Consider the following 18,444-nt stretch of genomic DNA (forward strand, 5'->3'; position numbering starts at 1 on the left):
CCTTGGTTGTCTGCCGCATCGGGACGCCATCCTATTCCAGCGCCCCATGCGTGCACCTCGCGCGATTGCATGCCTGCTCGTCACTGACATGTCGCGGGAGGGAGTGGTGGCTGCACCCCACATGACGTGGACTCCCACCCCCACTTCGTGCTCGCGTGGCGATGCAATACAGCGCGCCGCGCACGCGCTAGGCTCCGCGCCCTATGGCTCGCGCGCGTTCGTCCTCGAAGCGGCTGTCCCGGCGCTCTTTCATCCAACGCCTGACATTCCTCGGAGGCGGCGTGGTGCTGCTGGGAGGCATCGCGTGCAAGCGCGGCTCGGAGGCGCCGCCCGCCCCCGCCGCTCCCGCGACCACCGGCACCACGGCGAAGGGGCAGGCGCTGCACACCTTCTCGCGCTTCGAGTACGCCGCCGTGGCCGCCGCCACCGAGCGCCTGCTCCCGCGCGACGAGGACCCCGGCGCGCTGGACGCGGACGTGCCGCTCTACATCGACCGCATGCTCCAGACGCCCGAGCTGAAGCAGATGCACCAGGACTTCGTCACGGGCCTCGCCGCGCTGGAGCGCCGCGCCCAGCGCATGTTCCAGACGGGCTTCGCGCAGGCCACGCCCGCGCAGCAGGACGAGCTGCTCGCCATCTTCAAGGACAGCCCACAGGGCAGCGGCGAGGCGCACTTCTACGAGCTCTTGATGGTGCTCTCGCTGGAGGGCTTCCTCGGAGACCCGTCCTACGGCGGCAACCAAGGCAAGGTGGGCTGGCGCCTCATGGGCTTCGACATGGTGGGCACCGTGGCCATGGCGCCGCCCGAGGGCTACGACGGACCGAAGTGCCTGCGCGAGTGCGGGAGCCACCGGTGAGCAAGCCCGAGGTGGATGTCTGCATCGTCGGCAGCGGCGCGGGCGGCGCGCCCCTGGCGCTGGAGTTGGGCCGCGCGGGCTTCAAGGTCGTGGTGCTGGAGAAGGGCGCGCACTACCAGCCGCGCGACTTCGTCCACGACGAGATTCTCAACAGCCGCCGCAACTTCTTCATGCCGCTCCCGTGGGAGGAGCCGCACCTGGTGCGCCGCGGCCCCAAGGAGCGCTACGAGCGCAGCAACTCCGCGTGGACCGCCAACTGCGTGGGCGGCGGCACCGTGCACATGAGCGGCTACTTCTACCGGCTCAAGCCGGTGGACTTCCGCCTGCGCTCCACGCTCGGCCCCATCCCCGGCAGCACGCTGGCGGACTGGCCCATCGCCTACGAGGACCTGGCGCCCTTCTACGACAAGGCCGAGGCCGAGATGGGCGTATCCGGGCAGGCCGTGGCCCACCCCTTCCTCGAGCCGCGCTCCGGTCCCTATCCCCTCCCGCCGCTCGACACGCACCCCATCTCGGGGGAAATCGACAAGGTGTGCTCGGCGCTCGGCTGGCACTCGCTGCCCACCGCGCGCGGCATCATCAGCCGTCCGTACAAAGGCCGCTCCGCCTGCGCGTACTGCGCGCTGTGCGGCAGCTACGGCTGCGAGATGGGCGCCAAGAGCGGCACCAACGCGAGCCTCATCCCCGCCGCGCTCGCCACCGGCAACGTGGAGCTGCGGCCCGGCTGCATGGCGCGCTCCATCGAGGTGGACACGCGGGGCCGAGCCCGCAGCGTCGTCTACCTGGACCCCGACGGCGTCGCGCAGGAGCAACCCGCGCGCATCATCGTGTCGTCGTGCACCGCGGTGGAGAGCGCGCGACTGCTGCTCAACTCCACGTCCAACCGCTTCCCCAAGGGGCTCGCCAACGGCAGCGGGCTGGTGGGCAAGAACCTCCTGTTCAGCTCCTTTGGTGAGTCGCGCGCCACCTTCCGCGTGTCCAAGCAGAAGGCCGCGCGGCCCTGGCTGGCGGACCCCTCGCCCTTCGTGAACCGCAGCCTCCAGGACTTCTACCTGATGCCGGACACGCGCTTCGGCTTCCGCAAGGGAGGCACGCTCGGCTTCATGTGGACGCACCCCAACCCCATCTTCGCGGCGGTGGGGATGGCGGGCTCGGGCAAGAGCGGCGTCTTCGGCAAGGAGCTGAAGGACCGCATGCGCGCCTACCGCGACTCGCGCATCCTCCAGTTCGAGGTCTACGCGGAGTTCCTCCCCACGCCGGGGACGTCGGTCACCGTCGAGTCCGGGGTGAAGGACAAGTACGGCATCCCCGTGGCCGCCATCACGCTGGACCGCCACCCCATGGACTTCGCCGCCACGCGCTTCCTCGTGGACCGCGGCGAGGAGGTCCTCATGCGGTTGGACCCAGACGACGTGCAGCGCGTGGGCATCGCGGGCGAGACCACCATCCTCCAGCACGGCACGTGTCGCTTCGGCGATGACCCGGCCACGTCGGTGCTGGACAAGAACTGCCGCGCGCACGAGGTGCCCAACCTCTACGTCGTGGACGGCAGCTTCATGCCCACCGGCGGCAGCGTGCCCTCCACGCTGACCATCGCCGCCAACAGCTTCCGCGTGGCGGACCACCTGGTGCGCACGCTCAAGGGCTGAAGCCGCGACGGCGCGAGCGCCCCACCGCGCTCGCGCTACCGGTTGCGCAGCGGCGTCACGTCCACCTTCACCACGTAGCGCGCCTGCATGTCGGACTGAATCTGGATGAGGTGGTCGCCCACGCCCGTCACGTCCGCCTCGCGGGTGAACTCGCCGAACTTCTCCATGCTGTCGATGGCGAGCTTGCCGGTGATGGCCACGCGCTTGCGCGAGCGGCAGCCCTCCTCCTGGAAGACGATGGCGGTCTCCTCTCCGGCCGCCGTCACCTCCTCCAGATAGAAGTGCACCGTGATGGTGGAGGCCTCGGGCACCTGGACGATGAGCTGCGTGGAGCCCGGGAAGCGGCCCTCCGCGTAGCTCTCCGGCCCGAGGATGCAGCCCGCAATCTGACTGCACACGGGCCACGAAGCGTTGCAGGCATCCAACACGCGCGGCCCGATGAACTGCTCACGCGAGCCGCCACAGGCAGACAGCAGCGCCAACGACAAAACACTCATCACCATCTGGGCCCGTCGGCCAAACACTGTTACAAGTGAAACCATCTTCTCAACCTCATCCAAGGAGTGGATGTCCATGCGCCTGAAGACCTTGTGGCTGCCCATCATCCTCATTGCCGCTGCGGGCTGTGGAAACGATGACGAGAACCTGCCCAACTCGCCCCAGTTGGTCATCGACCGCAATGCCATGCAGTTCGACACCGAGTACAACAGCGGCACCTACGTCGGGCGCTCCACCTACAACACCCTCTACATCCGCAACGGGGGCCTCCAGACGCTGGAAATCACCGACATCGCCGTCTCGGGACCGAGCGAGTTCAAGCTCACGCCGCCCGAGGGCTGGGTGGCCGGACAGCCGCTGAAGCTGGAGACGAACGCGAAGACGTTCATCCAGGTGACGTTCTCGCCCAAGAAGGCGGGTGACTTCACGGGCAAGCTCACCGTGCAGTCCAACGCCGCCAATACACCGTCGCTGGAGATTCCGCTGACGGCCAAGGGCATCAATCCGTAACACGGAACACCCGGGCGGGAGCGATGGCTCCCGCCCGCGCGCATCGCCGGGCGGAATGTCTGGCATTGCCGCCACCGCGCTCACTGGCGGGTGAACTGGCAGCCTCCCGCCCACTTCGAACCCGCGCCGCCATCCGGCAGCGCCGTGCCACCGTCCTGGGTCACCACCGGGCACTGGTACTCATTCTTCCCATCCGCCGTCACATACGAGCGCGGATACGTCCCGTAGCCGGTGCGCAGCGTGTAGTTCACGTGCGCGTAATCCGTGCGCTCCGTGGCGGACACCGCCAGCTTCATCTGCCCGCCCCGGATGAAGCGCCGCTCCAGACAGGCGCAGGCGTAGGGCGCCAGCGTGACGGTGGTGGTCGTCGGCGTCTTGTCCATCTTGTAGAGCGGCTGGTAGCTGCTGAGCGGCGCGGAGTTGGTGGTGTGCCACGCGCGCATCGCGTCCCCGCGGAAGGCCAGCGTCAGCGGGTCTCCCGTGCTCACCGTGGAGACGGGGTAGCAATTGGGGCCCATGCCCGCGTCGGGCACGGTGCCACCGTCCGGCGCGCCGCCCTTCATGTCGCCGTCGCAGAACGTCACGTCCAAGGCCAGCCCGTGCGGCGTGCCACCATCCGCCAGGTTCTGCACCTGCCACTGCACCAGCCACGCGGAGTCCTCGGGCTCGGGCAGCGCGGGGAGCTGGTAGATGTACGTGTCCACGTCGGACGGCACGGCGTCGTAGTCGTTCGGTCCGCGCACGCCCAGGCCGGTGGCGCGGTCATTGGGGCGCAGCCGGCCGTAGCCATGCGACAGCTCGCCCGACACGGCGAAGGCGCTGTCACTGCCCGGCGGCGGCAGGCTGCCCGCGCCCACGCTCGCGAGGGTGAGGGAGTGCGGCTGCTCGACGCCGCCGCTGTAGGCCGCCACCTCGTCGGCGTCCTCCGCGTCCCAGACCACCTCCAGCTTGTAATCGCGATCCTCGGCCCACCGCTTCGTCTCGCGCACCACGAAGACATACGTGATGGAGCCACCGTGGCCGGGCACCGGAAGGGCGCCCTGGAAGTTGCTCAGGTTCGGGAAGCGCGCGGGGTCCGCCTCCGAGCGCGAGGAGTGCACGCACATCGCCTGGGTGGACGCGTTGCAGTAGCTCTCCACCAGCGAGCGGGCACCCGGGTTCTCCGAGTAGCCCTTGGGGCACGCCACGGGGTCCGTGACGCAGGCCGTGCGCTGCGCCGGCAGGCCCGTGCCCGTGACCACCTGGGACAGGACCAGCACCTCGCGGTCCGGGAACACGCCCAGCGGCAGGGGCAGCGGCTCAAACCGGCCGCTGTTGGCTCCGCCCGACTGCGGCACCACGCGGTAGCGCAGCACCGAGGGCGCGGACGCCGCCGGCAGTCGCACCGCATACCAGTCCGAGTCCGCCGTGTAGCCCAGGCGCCCGGTGAACGTCAGCGTCGCGCCCACGCTCCCCGGCGTCGTGCCGTCCATGGTGAGCAGCGTGGCGCGCTCCGCCACGTCGTTGTCGCTGTTCTGGTCCTGCTTGTCCTCCTCGTCCATGACGCGCACCTCCACGTCATAGGGTTGGCGCAGGTCACCTGACGGCGCCTCCTTGTCCGTCCCCGCCTGATACCCCTTCACCACCAGCGTCCACGTGCCCGTGTCCTTCACCTTGCGCGCCGTGGCGAGCACGCCCGGATGAACCTTGGGCGCCACCTGGTCCTCGGACTCCTTGCCCGCGGTGCCTGGACGGCGCAGCTCATAGGACAGGCGGTAGTTGGGCATGAAGCCCTGGTCCGGCGCGGTGACGCGCACGTAGGCAATCTTCCCCGCGGTCAGCGGGAAGGAGTACTGGTCCACGTCCCCCTGGGTGGACAGGTAGCCGTGCTGCGTGCCCACCATCACCGCGCCCTGCGCCGCCAGCGGGATGGCCGTGGGCGTGGTGTCATTGGGCTCGTTCACGTCGGGGTCTTCCACCACCTCCACCGTGAGGCGGTACGGATTGCGCGCGTCGAAGTTGGGCCGCGAGGGGTTGCTCGGGGAGTCCTGCACGAGCAGCAGGAGGCGCGTGCCGCCCTTGGAGTACGGCAGGATGATGTCCACCGGCTGGGGCTGGCCCTGGCCCGGCACGTCCTTCTTCATCACCAGGCTGCGGTCCTTGCCGTCCGCGCCCGTCTCCAACAGGTTCAGCGTCAGGTTCACCGCGGTGCTCGACGCGAGGTACGCGCCGGTGACGTGCACCAGCGTCCGCGCGTTGGCGTTGGCCGGGATGGAGATGCTGTACCAGTCCTGATCTCCCCCCTTCACGTCCCCTTCCAGCGCCAGGAAGCGGTCCAGGGGCTGGCCGGGCTTCAGCTCGCAGTCGGGCAGCGTCAGCGCCTCCTCGCGGGTGTTGCACAGGTCCACCACCGTGGGGTTGTCGGTAGGGGGCGGCTTCTCGCCCTCCGAGGAGCAGGCGGCGGCGAGGAGCAGGGCGACGGGCAGGAGTCGGGCGTGGGTGCGCATGGGGCTCTCGCTCTAGGGGGTGGGCCGGCCGAAGCAGCCGTCCACGAAGTCCTCGGGGTTGACGCGGATGACACCGTCCGGCGGGGACTTGATGCCGGCCACCGGGTAGCGCACGTTGTCCACGCGGAAGGTGCGCACCAGCGTGCGCGAGGAAGGTTCATCCGCGGGCACCATGGCGATGGACAGGTACAGGTCGTTGTAGCCCGCGCCGCGCAGCACCACGCCCGCGTCCGGGCCACCGGCCACGCCGCCGTCGGACACGAAGTCCTGCGTGGGCGCCAGGAGCACGTTGTCCACGCGGAAGCGGTAGCACTGCCGCCCGTTGACGTCCGGCGGGCCATCCGCGACCACGTTGTAACGGTAGCCGTCCGACGCCAGGTGCGCGGTGTCCGCCGTGAGCGGGCGCATGTGCATGCGCAGCTCCGCGCGGCTCGTCAGCCCGTCGTTGTCCGGGTCCTCGTCCAGGTCATCGCTGGAGCCCTGCGTGCCGCCCCGCCACTCGACGCCATCCGGGACGCCATCGCGGTCGCTGTCCACCAACGAGGCGTTGGTGCCAATGAACTGCTCATCGCAGTCCAGCAAGCCGTCGCAGTCAGTGTCCTGCGCGCGCAGCGCGGGCGGGCAGCCCTTGTCCAGGCCACCGCCGTCCGGCAGCGCCACCTGCGTGGGGTTGAAGTCCACGCCGCGCTCTCGGTAGTAGACCTCCACGCCGTCGCTGAAGCCGTCCCCGTCCGTGTCCTTGAGGTTGGGGTTCGTGCCCAGCTCCGCCTCGCGCGCGTCGCTGAGGCCGTCTCCATCCGTGTCCGCCTCGCCCAGCGGGCTGCCCGGCGGCGCGGAGAAGTTGGAGGCCACCAGCTCCTTCAGCGTGAAGGCGCGGCGCACCTGACCGAACTGGAAGTTGAGGAAGTTGATGGGCTCGTTGTTGCGGAAGTCTCGGAAGTTGCCGCCGCCCCGCCCCGCCATGTCCTCCAGGAGCTGCGCGTCCTGGTTGATGATGCGCAAGGGGCAGCCCCCGTCACCCACCTCTCCCGTGTCCGTGACATCGCAGCGCGTGGTGACCGGCTGCGTGGGATTGAAGACGTGCACGGTGTTGACCTTCACGTCCTCCACCAGGTCGCGAAGCTGGCGGATGCGCACCACCGCGTCGCCGCCCACCAGCTCGTCGCGCTGGTCATTCGTCGGGTGACCGTCCGACAGGAAGATGACCGAGTAGCGCGCGAGGGCCAGCGCCTGCGCGCCATCCGGGTTCTGGCGCGCGCGCGAGATGTCCGTGTTGATGAGCGAGTAGATGTCCGCCAGCGGCTTGACGAAGTCCGTCGAGTCCCGGTTCGGCGAGGTGTCCTGATTGCGGAAGGTGAGCAGCTGCTCGGTGAGCTTGTTGCGCGCGGCGGCGTCCAGCTTGGACACCTGCACGAAGCCATCCTCGGGCGGCGGGCCGGGGTTCTGGGTGAGGAACGCCGTGGTGCTGCCGGCGAACAGCATCACCGCGATGGCCACCTCGTCGTCCTGCGGCAGGTTCTCGATGAGGTCCACGAGCGCGGTGGCGCGCGTGCCATCGGGATCGCTCACGCGCATGGACTGGCTGGCGTCCATGGCGATGACAATCTTGATGGGCCGGCGGACCTCGTTGGCGCCGAGGGTGCAGAAGCGCCCCTCGAACGCGACGGCGCGATCCGCGGGCACCTCCGTCTCGCGGCGCGGGTCGTAGAGGTAGCTGTCGGTACAGGCCACCACCACGGCGAGCGCCGCCAGGCTGGCCACGAGCAGACGTCCGGTGCGACTCACGTCTATTTGCTCCCCTGCGTCGGCGTCACGCCGACACACTGTCCCTGGTCCTTCCACGGGTCCGTCATCTGCCGGGGCTCACGGAAGTCACTGCTCTCGAAGGCCAGCTCGGGCCCCAGCGGAACACGGATGCTGGGGGGAGCGTACTGCGCCCAGGCACAGGCCGTGTGCCACACGCCGTAGTCGGTGGCCACGCCACTCTCCGGGGCCTCCGCGAACCAGACCTTGAAGAGGTTGAAGCCCTGCTTCACGCCGGGCCGCGAGGGCTTCGGCTTCTTGGACTCGTCCGTGCTGTCCTGCGTGGTGACGAGCTGGAGGTTCGTCACCGTGAAGTCGTAGCAGATGCTCTGGTCGGGCCGCACCTCGGCGATCTTCGTCTCGTACTGGTAGCCGAAGCGCTCGTAGAAGGCGCGGTCGCGGCGCGTGGGGTCGCTCCCGGCGCGCAGCTCCGCGTCATCCGGGATGCCGTCTCCATCCGTGTCCAGCCCGGCCACGGTGGGCTGCAACGGATTGAGGCCCCACTTGGCCTCGAGCCCATCCGGCGCGCCGTCGCCATCGCTGTCCACGATGCCCTCGCGCGTCTTGAGGTACTGCTCGGCGAACTGCGACAGCGAATCGCCGTCCGTGTCGCTGCACGAGCACTTGGGCGTCAGCGGGGACGCGGGGTTGCAGCCGCGCGCGTCCAGGTCGTTGGCCGGCCGGAAGCCCTGGTCCCACCGCCGCCACTCGAAGCCGTCATCCAGGCAGTCGCCGTCGCTGTCGGTGTTGAAGGGGTTCGTCTTCAGCTCGACGCTGTTGTCCAGGTCGTCCGGGACGCCGTCGCCATCGCTGTCCAGCACCCGCTTGTCCACGCCGGGCGCGGAGCTGAGCGACTCCACGAAGAGCGTCTTCATCACGTTGGGCGAGGCGAAGGACGAGTAGTCCAGCGCGCCCAGGCCCAGGTTGGAGATCTCCGCCGTGTCGTTGAACTCCTGGTAGACGCCGTTGCCCATGTCCGCGAACCGCTTGAGCAGCCACGAGGCGATCTTCTTCGCCGCCTGCGGGTACTGCGCCTCGGGCACGCCGGGATACGTGCCATAGATGTCCTGACAGATGGGGCCACACGCGCGCACGGCCTCTTCGTTGAAGAGCAGCACGGTGTGCATGCGCACGTCGCCCACGTTGTACTGGTCCTTCAACTCCATCAGCCGGCGCACGTAGCTGAAGAGCTGGTAGTTCTGGTTGCGGTCCGTCCCCACCTCGAAGCCGGTGATGGCGTCCGTGGTGCTGGTGGCGTTGCAGAAGCTGGTCAACGAGTCGCGCCACGTGAGGTCCGGGGAGTCCGGGCTCGCGTAGGCCGTGAGGTTGTCGTTGGCCGAGCAGCGCGGGTACGGCGTGCCGTCCGTGAGGAACACCACCACGTAGCGCGTGCGAGGCAGCAGCTCCGGGTTGCTCACGGAGGTCTTCTCGATGTCGCTCGCGATGACGCCATACGCGTAGCTGAGCGCCCCCTGGTAGTCCGTGCCCTTGCCGAGCTGGGACTGCAGGCCGCTGATGTAGCTGTCGATGTTCGCGTCCGGCTTGGCGAACCGGTCCCCTGTCACGTTCGCGGGCCAGACGTTCTTCACGTTGGTCTCGAACGGCGCGACGGACACCGTGATGTTGCCGCCGCGGTTGTCGTTGATGTCGCGGAACTGCTTCACCAACTTCTTGAGGGCGCGCACGCGCGCGGGCTCGGTGACGCCGGGCGGGATGATGGCCTGCACCTCGGCGCGCTCGCAGAAGCCGCTGCCCTCCTGCGAGCCCGGCGGATCCGACACGCACATGCTGCCGGACTCGTCGACGACCACCACGACCTTCACCGGGAACCCCGAGGGGTTGGGTGGGCGGGTGCACACCCGGCCGGTGAGGGTCAGGCGGTCATCGAGGTTCGTCTTCTCCTGAGCCTTGGGCTCCAGCAGCGTGTCGGAGCAGGACAGGAGGGTTGCGGCCAGGAGGCCCGTCACCCAGAGCGGTGAAGCGGTGATACGGCGCATGCGAAACGAGCCTCCTGTCATGGCGATGAGATTACTCCGTCCGGCGGCGGCGCAGCAGCAGGCCGAGCAGCGCGGCGCCGAGCGCGGCGGCGCTGGTGCCCGCCGGCAACGACGTGCAGCCCGAGCCCGCGTCGTCCTTGCCCACCTTCAGCTTCAGGCTGGCGATGGAGCTGCGCTGCGCGGGGAACACGCGGTCGGCGAACGCCAGGTTGGCGGTGAGCTGCAACTCGTACTCACCCTCCTTGTCCGGCTTGAAGTTGGGCACGCTGCCGTCCACGTAGGCGTATTCCCAGTGACGGCTGTAGGTGACGGCGCCCTTGGGGTTCTCCACCACGGAGTTGGAGCCGGACGGACGCTTCACCACGGTCCAGGTGTACTCGATGGCCGCGCCGTTGCGGTTGGCGAAGAGCGGCGGGCGGATGGCGTCGCCCGTCTTGTCCAGCGTCAGGGTGCCGCCGGTGCCCACGGTGAACGGCGCCTTCGGATCCAGGCAGGCCTCGACGTTGTTCTTGTCCAGCACGAGGCAGTAGTAGTCGTCGCAGGCGTCGCCCTTGCCGTCGCCGTCATCGTCCGACTGGTCGCGGTTGGGGACGAGCGGGCAGTTGTCGGCCCTGTCGAGCACGCCGTCGTTGTCGTCGTCCATGTCGCAGGCGTCGCCCTGGCCGTCGTCGTCCGTGTCCTTCTGGTCCGTGTTGGCCACGCCCGGGCAGTTGTCGAAGCTGTCCGCGATGCCGTCCTTGTCATCGTCCGTGCGGCACAGCGCCGGGTTCTCCGGCGGGCCCTGCAGCGGGTTGGCGATGAGCGGGCAGTTGTCCTGGCCGTCCGGCACGCCGTCGTTGTCGTCGTCCGGATCGCAGACGTCGCCCATGCCGTCGCCGTCCGTGTCCGTCTGGTTCGTGTTGTAGACAAGGGGGCAGTTGTCCTTGCCGTCCACGATGCCGTCGTTGTCGTCGTCCGGATCGCAGTCATCGCCGATGCCGTCGCCGTCCGTGTCGAGTTGGCGGACGTTGGACTGCGCCGCGCAGTTGTCGCAGGCATCGCCCACGCCGTCGCCGTCGCTGTCGAGCTGATCGCGGTTGCTGGCGAACGGGCAGTTGTCCTTGTCGTCGGCCTTGCCATCGCCGTCCGCGTCGTCGGTGTACGAGAGCGTCTTGCCGTCGTCGGTGTAGGCCACCCAGACGGAGCAGCCGCAGCCGCAACCACACCCGCCACCCTCCTCCTTCGGACGGCCGCACTCGTCGCCCAAGCACTCCGGATTGTCAGGCGCATCCTGCGCCTGAGAAACATTGGGGGTGAGGACCAGGAATGCGCCAAGCGCCAGCGCGGGAGCGATGCGTGCGAGTGTCATGTTGACTCCTTTCAGCGCGGGACTCTTAGCAAGAGGCGATCCGTCGCCCGGTGATGCATCGAGTTCAGCAGTTTCAGGCCCTTGGATGACGCCAAGGGCGTTGCAAGGCCGGTGTGTGGGGGGCGCTCCCCAGTGAGAGCGAGGGGGAGACCCCACACCTTCGCGGCATCAGATTCCGAGCACGAAGTCCTCGGGAACGAAGCGAACGGTGCCCGCCGGCGTGCGGCCGTCCTGGGGGCTGTAGTGGAAGTCCTGGATGAAGAGCGAGCCGATGCCCGCGCCGCGCGGATCATTGTCCCGGCCGACTTGCAGGTACAGGTAGACCTCGTTCGTGCCCGCGGGGATGCGCACCCCGGGGATGACGGGGTTGGGGCGCTCCAGCGTGGGGACCAGCGAGACGTTCTCCACGCGGGCCCGGTAGCACGGGCGATTATCCACCGAGGGCGGGGCCTCCTTCAGCGAGTAGCCGTAGCCGCGGTCGCGGTGGAAGTCGAGGTCGGCGCTGAGCGGATCCGAGTGCGACTCCACCTCCTGCACGTTGGTGAGGCCGTCGCGATCGCTGTCCTGGAGGTCCTCGGGGACGAGCGGGTTCGTGTGAGACAGCGCCTCCACCAGGTCCGGCAGGCCGTCACCGTCCGTGTCGCCCATGCAGGGGTTGGTGCCCAGCACGCGCTCCTCGCAGCTGTTGAGCCGGTCGCCGTCCTCGTCCAGGTTCACGTTGCAGCCGCTGATGACATCCGCCTTCAACGGATCCAACCCCATGCGCAGCTCGATGCCGTCCATGAGGCCGTCCTGGTCCGTGTCCGGCTGCGTGGGGTCCAACCCCATGGCGCGCTCGTCGTCGTCCGACACGCCGTCGCCGTCGCTGTCCGGCATCAGCTTGCCGTCGCGCACCTGCACGTTGCGGTTGAAGGCGAAGAAGCGCTTGAGCTTCAGCGCGTTGTTGAGCGGCGCGTAGTTGAGCGAGCTCAGCGCGGAGGGCAGGCCCGCGATGTCCGTCTCGATGGGCTCGCTGCCGCTGGCCTTGGCGATGGCCGCCACCTCCGCGCGCGTCACCGGATCCGCCGTGGCGCCGCGCACGTAGATGGGCTGCACGGAGACCTCGCCCGCGCTGTACTGCTCGGCGAGCGCCTTGAGCTCGCCCGTGGCCGCGGTGAGTTCGCACTTGCTGCACTCGGCATCACACAAGCGCTGCGCGGCGGCGCTCTCACTGCAGGTGGCGCCGCTGCGCAGGGCCTTGCAGCGCGAGTCGATGCCCTCGTTGAAGCCAGGGTTGGCGCAGCTCAGGTCCTCGCTGCGCACGACCAGCCCCACGACGTAACGCGTGCGCGCCACCGCGCCGCGACACGCGGTCTGCATGTCGCCGGACATCAGGCTCTTGGAGAGCTTCAGCGCGGAGCGGATGCTGTTGGGGCCCGACTCCTGATAGCTGGAGTAGCGCGGCAGCACCTCCTGGAAGCTGGAGGCATCCGTGAAGCTGCCTTGAATGCCCGTGGCGAACGTGTGGTACGCGACGAGCCCGAAGGTGATGTACGGGCCGGCGAAGCGGCTGGTGAGCGAGGCGAGCCCATCCGTCGCGTAGCCCACCATCTCCGTCTCCACGCCCGCGCCGCCCTGCAACGCGAAGAGCGCCTTGACGGGGAACGCATCGCCTCCGGCCACCGGGACGCAGATGTCGCCCTCGAACGCGGCGCGGTCCTTGGCGCCGCCCGCGCGGCCCTCGAGCGCGTACAGCCCCGCGTCGGAGCAGGACAACAGGCACAGGACTGGAACGAAGAGCGGAGCCGCCCGCAAGAGTGCGCGCATCACAAGGATTGTAGACCTCAGGCCCCCGAGGTGACGCAAGTCACGCCGTGGAAACCCATGACCGGCACGCAGCGGGGCCCGGGAATTCGGCCGGTCGTGGAACAAGGTGGCGCGGGCGGACCGCGACACATGCTCGGGGTTACAGCGTGAGCAGGAATCCGAGCAGATCATCCCGCTCCTCCGGAGTCAGTGCCGAGGCGTTTCCGTGACGCGGCCCCGACATGTCGAGCACGGCGCGCAGCGCGAAGCGCGAGCCCACCGTCAAATGGTCCCCCTCCACCGCGTACCCCGCGGCGCCGCTGGTGAGCATGGGCCAGATGTCCCACGCGCCCACCAACGAGGGCGGCGCCGCGCCGGCCACCAGGTCCTGCATCTCCAGGCGCAGGGGCAGCGCCACGGGCGTGCCCACGTCCAGGTACTGGCCCCGCGTCTCGGGTGACTCGTCCAGAGTGTAGAGCGGTGCAGGGTGACAGGCGACACACCCGCCCTTGCCCTCGAACAGCTCGCGCCCGCGCGCGGGATGACCCAGGTGACCATCCGGCAGCGCCACCTCGGTGCGCGGAGCGCCGGCCGCGTCCCGGTAGGGATTGGGCGGCGTGCTCATGAGCGAGGTGAAGAGCGTGAGCGCCTCCACCTCCTCCTCGGTGGGGTTGGGGTTGTGGAAGCGGTTGCGTCCGCCCACCGTGCGCACCGTCTCCGCGATGCTGTGCGTGCTCGCGGGCGTGAAGTACGGCGGGGTGTCGCGGCTGCCCAGCGCCGTGGTGGAGCGGTAGACGCGCATGGGCCGCGTCTTCTCGTAGAAGACGCCTCCGGTGTGCCCCTCCAGATGGCACGCGTCACAGCTCATGCCCGTGCGCCCCAGGTCCGCGTAGTAGAGCACCTGCCCCAACCGACGCCGGGCCTGCGCGCGCGACGTTCCCACGGGGAGCTGGCGCAGCACGCGCGCCCCACCCTTGCGGGCCTCGCTCACATCCACGACCGCCACCGTGTGCGTGAAGCGGTTGAGCACATAGAGCGTGCGCCCATCCGGAGACAGCGCGAGCGAGCGCGGGCCGGAGTGCAGCTCGTCTCCTGCTCGGCCCTTCGTCGCCAGGTCGCTCGCGGGACGGATCCGCGGCGTGCCGTCCGGAGGGGCGATGGCCAGCTCCTGGAGCACCGCGCCACGCGCCGCCTCGTCGCCCGTCACCAGGGCCTTCACGTCGAGCACGCGCACGCGCCCCAGGGCCACGTCCGCCGCGTAGAGGAGCCCCGCCGCGTCGTCCAGCGCGAGCCCCTCCGTGATGCCCGCGCCGAAGCCTCGGTGCCGCACCAGCTGGCGCCGCGCGGGGTCCAGCACCGCCACGCCGCTGTTCGCGCTCACCTCCATGCGCTGGGCGTTGGGCCCCACGTTCGGCCCCAGGCTCGCCATGAAGATGCGCGCCCACCTCGCGCTGGCCACGAGCGCGCGCGGTGCCTTGCCGCCCATCACCTGCGCGCGAAACGGCTCCGTGTTACCGCCCACGATGGACACGCCGGGCCGCGGCACCACCGTGCCCACCTCCGCGCCGTCCTCCTCACGCAGCAACAGCACTTGCCCGGTCTGGAGACTGCCCACCGACAACAGCCCCTGAAGCCGCGCGAGCGCGCGAGGGTTGGGGTCCACCGGCGTCGCCCAGCGCTCGCGACCGTCGTCCAGGCCCAGGGCGCGCACCGTGTCGCGGATGTGCTCGGCCACGAAGGCCACGCCGCGCGCGCCGTCCACCTCCAGGCCCTCGGCGCCCTCGGGCGCGGGGAGGAGGCGGGGCGGCTGGTCCAGCGCGTCCAACGCATACAGCCGCAGCTCCGGGGCGAAGCGATGCGCCACCCCCAGCCACGCGCGGCCCGCAGCGTCCTTCCAGGTCGCGAGCGCGCTGGGACCATCCCCTGTCGCGAGCGACACCACGCCCCCCTGCGCCACATCCAGCGCGTACACGGTATCGGTGGGTGGCGAGGCGATGAACAGCGTGCGCCCATCCGGCGAGGACACCATCGCCGCGAGGTCCGCGAACGCCGCGTCGTTCACCACGGTGAGCCGTGCCGAGCCTTCCGGCGTGAGGCCCGCATCCACCGCGAGCGTCACGTCCACCACGGCCTGGGGCAGATCGGCATCCAGCGCGACATCCGCCGGCAGGCGCGCATAGGCATGACGCGCATCGACGACCGAGAGCGGAAGCTGGCGCGAAAGCGGAGCCCCCAGGGCCAGCTTCAACCCCGGCACCAGGTTCTCGCCGTACACCGCCAACGGCTGGGAGGTCTGATTGCTGGTGAGCTTGGGGCCCACCGACACGAGCCGCGGCCGAGGCCCCACCACGGGGGGCGCGGAAGACACCCCCGACGCGGGCGTGCCGCCGCGCAGCATGAAGAAGCCCGTGGCGCAGAGCACCAGCGCGAGCGCGCAGAGCACCACTCCGTTGCGAATCCCACCCATCAAGATGACTCGGAGCCTCCGCGCGACAGCATCCAACATCCCTCGTGCCGCCGCGATGACTTCGGTTGCATCTGCTCACATGAATTGCAAGCGGCGCATGAGGATTCTCACGCCACCTTTCCAGTCGGCTGGCAATCCCGACCGCTCGGCGTGGAGCGTCCGCCACACTGGGGTGGAGTGCCCCCCACACTTGATCCCACGCACACGTCACGCGGCACGGGACTGTGCGTTGACAGCTTGGGGCGAGCATCGCTTAACCTGCCGATGATGCGACGCTTCCTTCTCTTCTCCGCCGTCGCCGTTGCGCTCGGCCTCGGACCGCTCCCCACCGCCAGCGAATCTTGGGCCCAGGGACGGACTCGCTCACCTCGAACCGCGAAGGCCGCCAAGCCCGTGTCCGGCAAGGCCCCCAAGAAGGGTGGCAGCAAGACGCCGCCGCGCATCGAGCCGCGCGCGGGTGCCGCTGTGAATGACCCGGTGACGGGCGACGCGGCCACCGCCTCGGCGGCGCCTCCGCAGCGCGGACCGGCTCGCATCGACTTCGATGACCGGCTCATCCAAGGCCAGACAAACAAGTCCGGTGCCGTGTATCTGTATGACCGCAAGGAGCTGAAGACCCGGTCGATGATCCGCGAGCGCGAGAGCTTCCGCTCGGAGACGCTCGCCACGGTGTACGACCAGTAGGGCGGCGGCGCCCACCAGCCCTCGAAGGGAGCGTCACCGTTGAGCGGTCAGCCCACTGTCCTGCAAGTCGTTATCCTCCGCGACGGCCTCCTCGTGGGCACGGAGGTGTTCATCCCCGGCACGTACGCGCTGGGCTCCGACCCGTCGTCTGATTTGCGATTGGACGACCCCACGGTGGGGCCGCGCCACGCGGTGCTCTATTTCCAGAACGGGCGCACCGCCATCCAGGACGCGGGCTCCGCCACGGGCGTCTTCGTCAACGGCCACCGGGTGTCCGCGTGTGAGATCCGCTCCGTGGACGAGGTGCTGTGCGGCCCCTTCGTGCTGAAGACGCGCGTGCTCGCGCAGCGCCCGCCCGAAGCGAAGCCCCAGCCGCCGCCCGAGGTCGCCGCGCTCCTCGGCAGTCCCGCGCCCGCGCCCGGTGCACCCCAGCCGCCCGCTGCTGCGCGGCAGATTCGCCCCACGCCAAGCCCGGTGCCGCCCACTTCGCAGCCGCTGGCCGCCACCGTTCCCGCCGCGCGCGTGCCCCTTTCGATTCGCCCGCCCACGGAGGCGCCCCAAGCGCCCGTCGCCGCACCGCCCGCCATGGCGCCCGTGCGCGCCGCGCCGCAGCCAGTCCCCCCGCAGCAGCCGATGCACGCGCAGCAGCCCATGCATCCGCAGCAGCCCATGCACGCGCAGCAGCAGGCGATGCATGCACAGCAGCCCATGCATCCGCAGCAGGCGATGCACGCACAGCAGCAGGCGATGCACGCGCAGCAGCCCGCGCATGCGCAGCCGATGCACGCGCAGCAGCCCATCGCTCCGGTTCCTCCCAACACCGTGCCGTCCGTGCGCCGGCGCTCGTCGCCGGAGCCCGAGGCCACCGAGTCGGGGCTGCTCCTCGCGGACGATCTGCTGGCGGACATGCCGCCCATGCCGGTGGCCCAGGATGACGGGCCGCTGCTGCGCGAGACCGCGCTCCCCACTCGGCCCACGCATGCGCCTCGCATCGAGGGCGGCAAGGGCGCGCCGCAGCTCTACCTGGATCTGTACTGGGGCGCCGTGCGTCGCGACGCGCGCCGCTTCGCGCCGGACGCGAAGAAGCCCGTGCTGGCCTCGCAGGACGAGACCGCGCCCATGCCGCTGTGGGGCTTCACCCTGCCCCAGCAGGACGCCGCCTTCGTCCTCGCCGAGTCGCGCAACGGCGCCTTCCGCCTCTACGTCCCGCCCGGAACGGACATCGAGAAGGCCAGCTCGGATGGTCGCTTCGCGCCCATCACCACCGCGGCCCTCGAGTCCGATGGCAGCCGACGCTTCATCACCCTGCGCCAGGGCGCCGCCGCGCGACTCACCCAGGGCCAGATGTCGCTGGTGGCCTACTCCGCCCTCGTGCCCGAGCGCGTCTTCGTCAACCCGCTCAAGGGCCTGCCGTGGCTGACGCTCGCGCTCCTCGCCCTCTTCGGCGGAGGGCTCGGCGCATTCATCGTCACGCGCCCCAAGCGCTCGGACACCGCGGACTTCACGCAGAAGAACCTGCCGCCCGTGGCGCTGCGCCTCATCGCTCCCGAGCCCAAGAAGAAGGAAGAGGCGAAGAAGAAGCTGGAGGCCATCAAGAAGAAGGCCGAGCCCGTCAAGGAGAAGGTCGTCGAGAAGGCGCCGCCCAAGCCGGTCAAGGAAGTGGCTCCGCCGGTGAAGCCTCCCCCGCAGGTGGAGAACAAGGCCCTCAAGGCGCTGGCGAAGCTGTCCGCCGCGGGACCTCCCGCCAATGACCTGCTCGCCGCGGTGGACAAGCTGGGCAGCGGCCCGGGCAGCAAGAACGTCAAGACCTCCAACTACAAGCTGTCCGGACTCATCGGGAAGGCGCCCATCGCCAACGCCGGCACCGGCATCTTCGGGCTCGGCGGTGGCGGCAAGGGCGGCGGCGCCACGCTCGGCGCGGAGCTGCTGCGCGGCAAGGGTGGCGGCGGAATCGGCGCGCTCGGCGCGGGCAGCGTGGGCAAGGGCGCGGTGGGCGGCACCGTCACGCGCGCCACCGCGCGCAGCATCTCGTCCACCCAGGGCACCGTGGATCGCGAGGCCGTGGCCAAGGTCATCAACAGCCACCTGCAGGACGTGCACTCCTGCTACGAGCGCGCGCTGCTCAAGGACCCGGGGCTGGCCGGCAAGGTCGTCCTGGAGTGGAGCATTGGCCTCAACGGCAGCGTGACGTCCGCGAAGACCAAGTCCTCCACCCTCCGCAATGCCTCCGTCGAGGCCTGCATCCTCAGCAGCTTGAAGACGTGGACCTTCCCCGCCCCGAAGGGCGGCATTGTCATCATCACGTATCCCTTCCTCTTCAACTCGGTTGGCTACTGACGCGGGGTCCCCCTCCCCTCGCC

12 protein-coding genes are annotated in these 18,444 nt (G+C 69.8%); 5 read left to right on the forward strand and 7 right to left on the reverse strand.

What is annotated here, in order from left to right; genetic code table 11:
- Window positions 1-203 precede the first annotated feature (203 nt).
- Window positions 204-857, forward strand: coding sequence for a gluconate 2-dehydrogenase subunit 3 family protein (locus KRR26_RS02460; protein ID WP_120210137.1), 654 nt, complete (start codon window positions 204-206; stop codon window positions 855-857).
- Window positions 854-2,506 carry a GMC family oxidoreductase gene (locus KRR26_RS02465; protein WP_120210136.1) on the forward strand — a complete coding sequence of 551 codons (1,653 nt, stop codon included), beginning with the start codon at window positions 854-856 and terminating at the stop codon, window positions 2,504-2,506. The genes KRR26_RS02460 and KRR26_RS02465 overlap by 4 nt, the downstream gene beginning before the upstream one ends.
- A 35-nt stretch (window positions 2,507-2,541) precedes the next feature.
- Here KRR26_RS02465 and KRR26_RS02470 read toward each other — a convergent pair whose 3' ends face one another.
- Entirely contained in the window at window positions 2,542-2,988 is a 447-nt protein-coding gene (locus KRR26_RS02470; protein ID WP_233577459.1) for a hypothetical protein, read from the reverse strand.
- A gap of 91 nt (window positions 2,989-3,079) precedes the next feature.
- Here KRR26_RS02470 and KRR26_RS02475 point away from each other — a divergent pair, with 91 nt between their 5' ends.
- A complete protein-coding gene (locus KRR26_RS02475; protein WP_233577458.1) occupies window positions 3,080-3,514 on the forward strand; it encodes an Ig-like domain-containing protein in 435 nt (144 codons plus the stop codon).
- Between the two features lie 80 nt (window positions 3,515-3,594).
- Here KRR26_RS02475 and KRR26_RS02480 read toward each other — a convergent pair whose 3' ends face one another.
- From KRR26_RS02480 to KRR26_RS02505, 6 genes are all read right to left on the reverse strand, one after another.
- Entirely contained in the window at window positions 3,595-6,000 is a 2,406-nt protein-coding gene (locus tag KRR26_RS02480) for a hypothetical protein (protein ID WP_120210134.1), read from the reverse strand.
- A gap of 12 nt (window positions 6,001-6,012) precedes the next feature.
- Window positions 6,013-7,785 (reverse strand): vWA domain-containing protein, encoded by a 1,773-nt coding sequence (locus tag KRR26_RS02485; RefSeq protein ID WP_120210133.1) that lies wholly within the window; start codon window positions 7,783-7,785, stop codon window positions 6,013-6,015.
- Window positions 7,786-7,787: 2 nt separating this feature from the next.
- The gene (gene mtsD, locus KRR26_RS02490) at window positions 7,788-9,800 is read right to left on the reverse strand and encodes a cell-cell cohesion protein MtsD (protein WP_120210132.1); all 2,013 of its coding nucleotides are present in this window, start codon (window positions 9,798-9,800) and stop codon (window positions 7,788-7,790) included.
- A 31-nt stretch (window positions 9,801-9,831) separates the two neighbouring features.
- Window positions 9,832-11,148: a cell-cell cohesion MYXO-CTERM protein MtsC gene (gene mtsC, locus KRR26_RS02495; protein ID WP_120210131.1), complete on the reverse strand. Its 1,317-nt coding sequence runs from the start codon at window positions 11,146-11,148 to the stop codon at window positions 9,832-9,834.
- Window positions 11,149-11,316: 168 nt separating this feature from the next.
- Window positions 11,317-12,954 (reverse strand): thrombospondin type 3 repeat-containing protein, encoded by a 1,638-nt coding sequence (locus tag KRR26_RS02500; RefSeq protein WP_120210130.1) that lies wholly within the window; start codon window positions 12,952-12,954, stop codon window positions 11,317-11,319.
- Between the two features lie 139 nt (window positions 12,955-13,093).
- Entirely contained in the window at window positions 13,094-15,400 is a 2,307-nt protein-coding gene (locus KRR26_RS02505) for an MtsA protein (RefSeq protein ID WP_328707046.1), read from the reverse strand.
- A gap of 393 nt (window positions 15,401-15,793) precedes the next feature.
- On the opposite strand from KRR26_RS02505, the gene KRR26_RS02510 reads away from it, so the two are divergent.
- Window positions 15,794-16,084: a hypothetical protein gene (locus tag KRR26_RS02510; protein WP_233577456.1), complete on the forward strand. Its 291-nt coding sequence runs from the start codon at window positions 15,794-15,796 to the stop codon at window positions 16,082-16,084.
- Window positions 16,085-16,123: 39 nt separating this feature from the next.
- Window positions 16,124-18,421 (forward strand): AgmX/PglI C-terminal domain-containing protein, encoded by a 2,298-nt coding sequence (locus tag KRR26_RS02515; RefSeq protein WP_217079017.1) that lies wholly within the window; start codon window positions 16,124-16,126, stop codon window positions 18,419-18,421.
- The last annotated feature ends 23 nt before the right edge of the window (window positions 18,422-18,444 follow it).

Origin of the sequence: Citreicoccus inhibens (assembly GCF_019039035.1) — a bacterium.
Lineage (GTDB): Bacteria > Myxococcota > Myxococcia > Myxococcales > Myxococcaceae > Citreicoccus > Citreicoccus inhibens.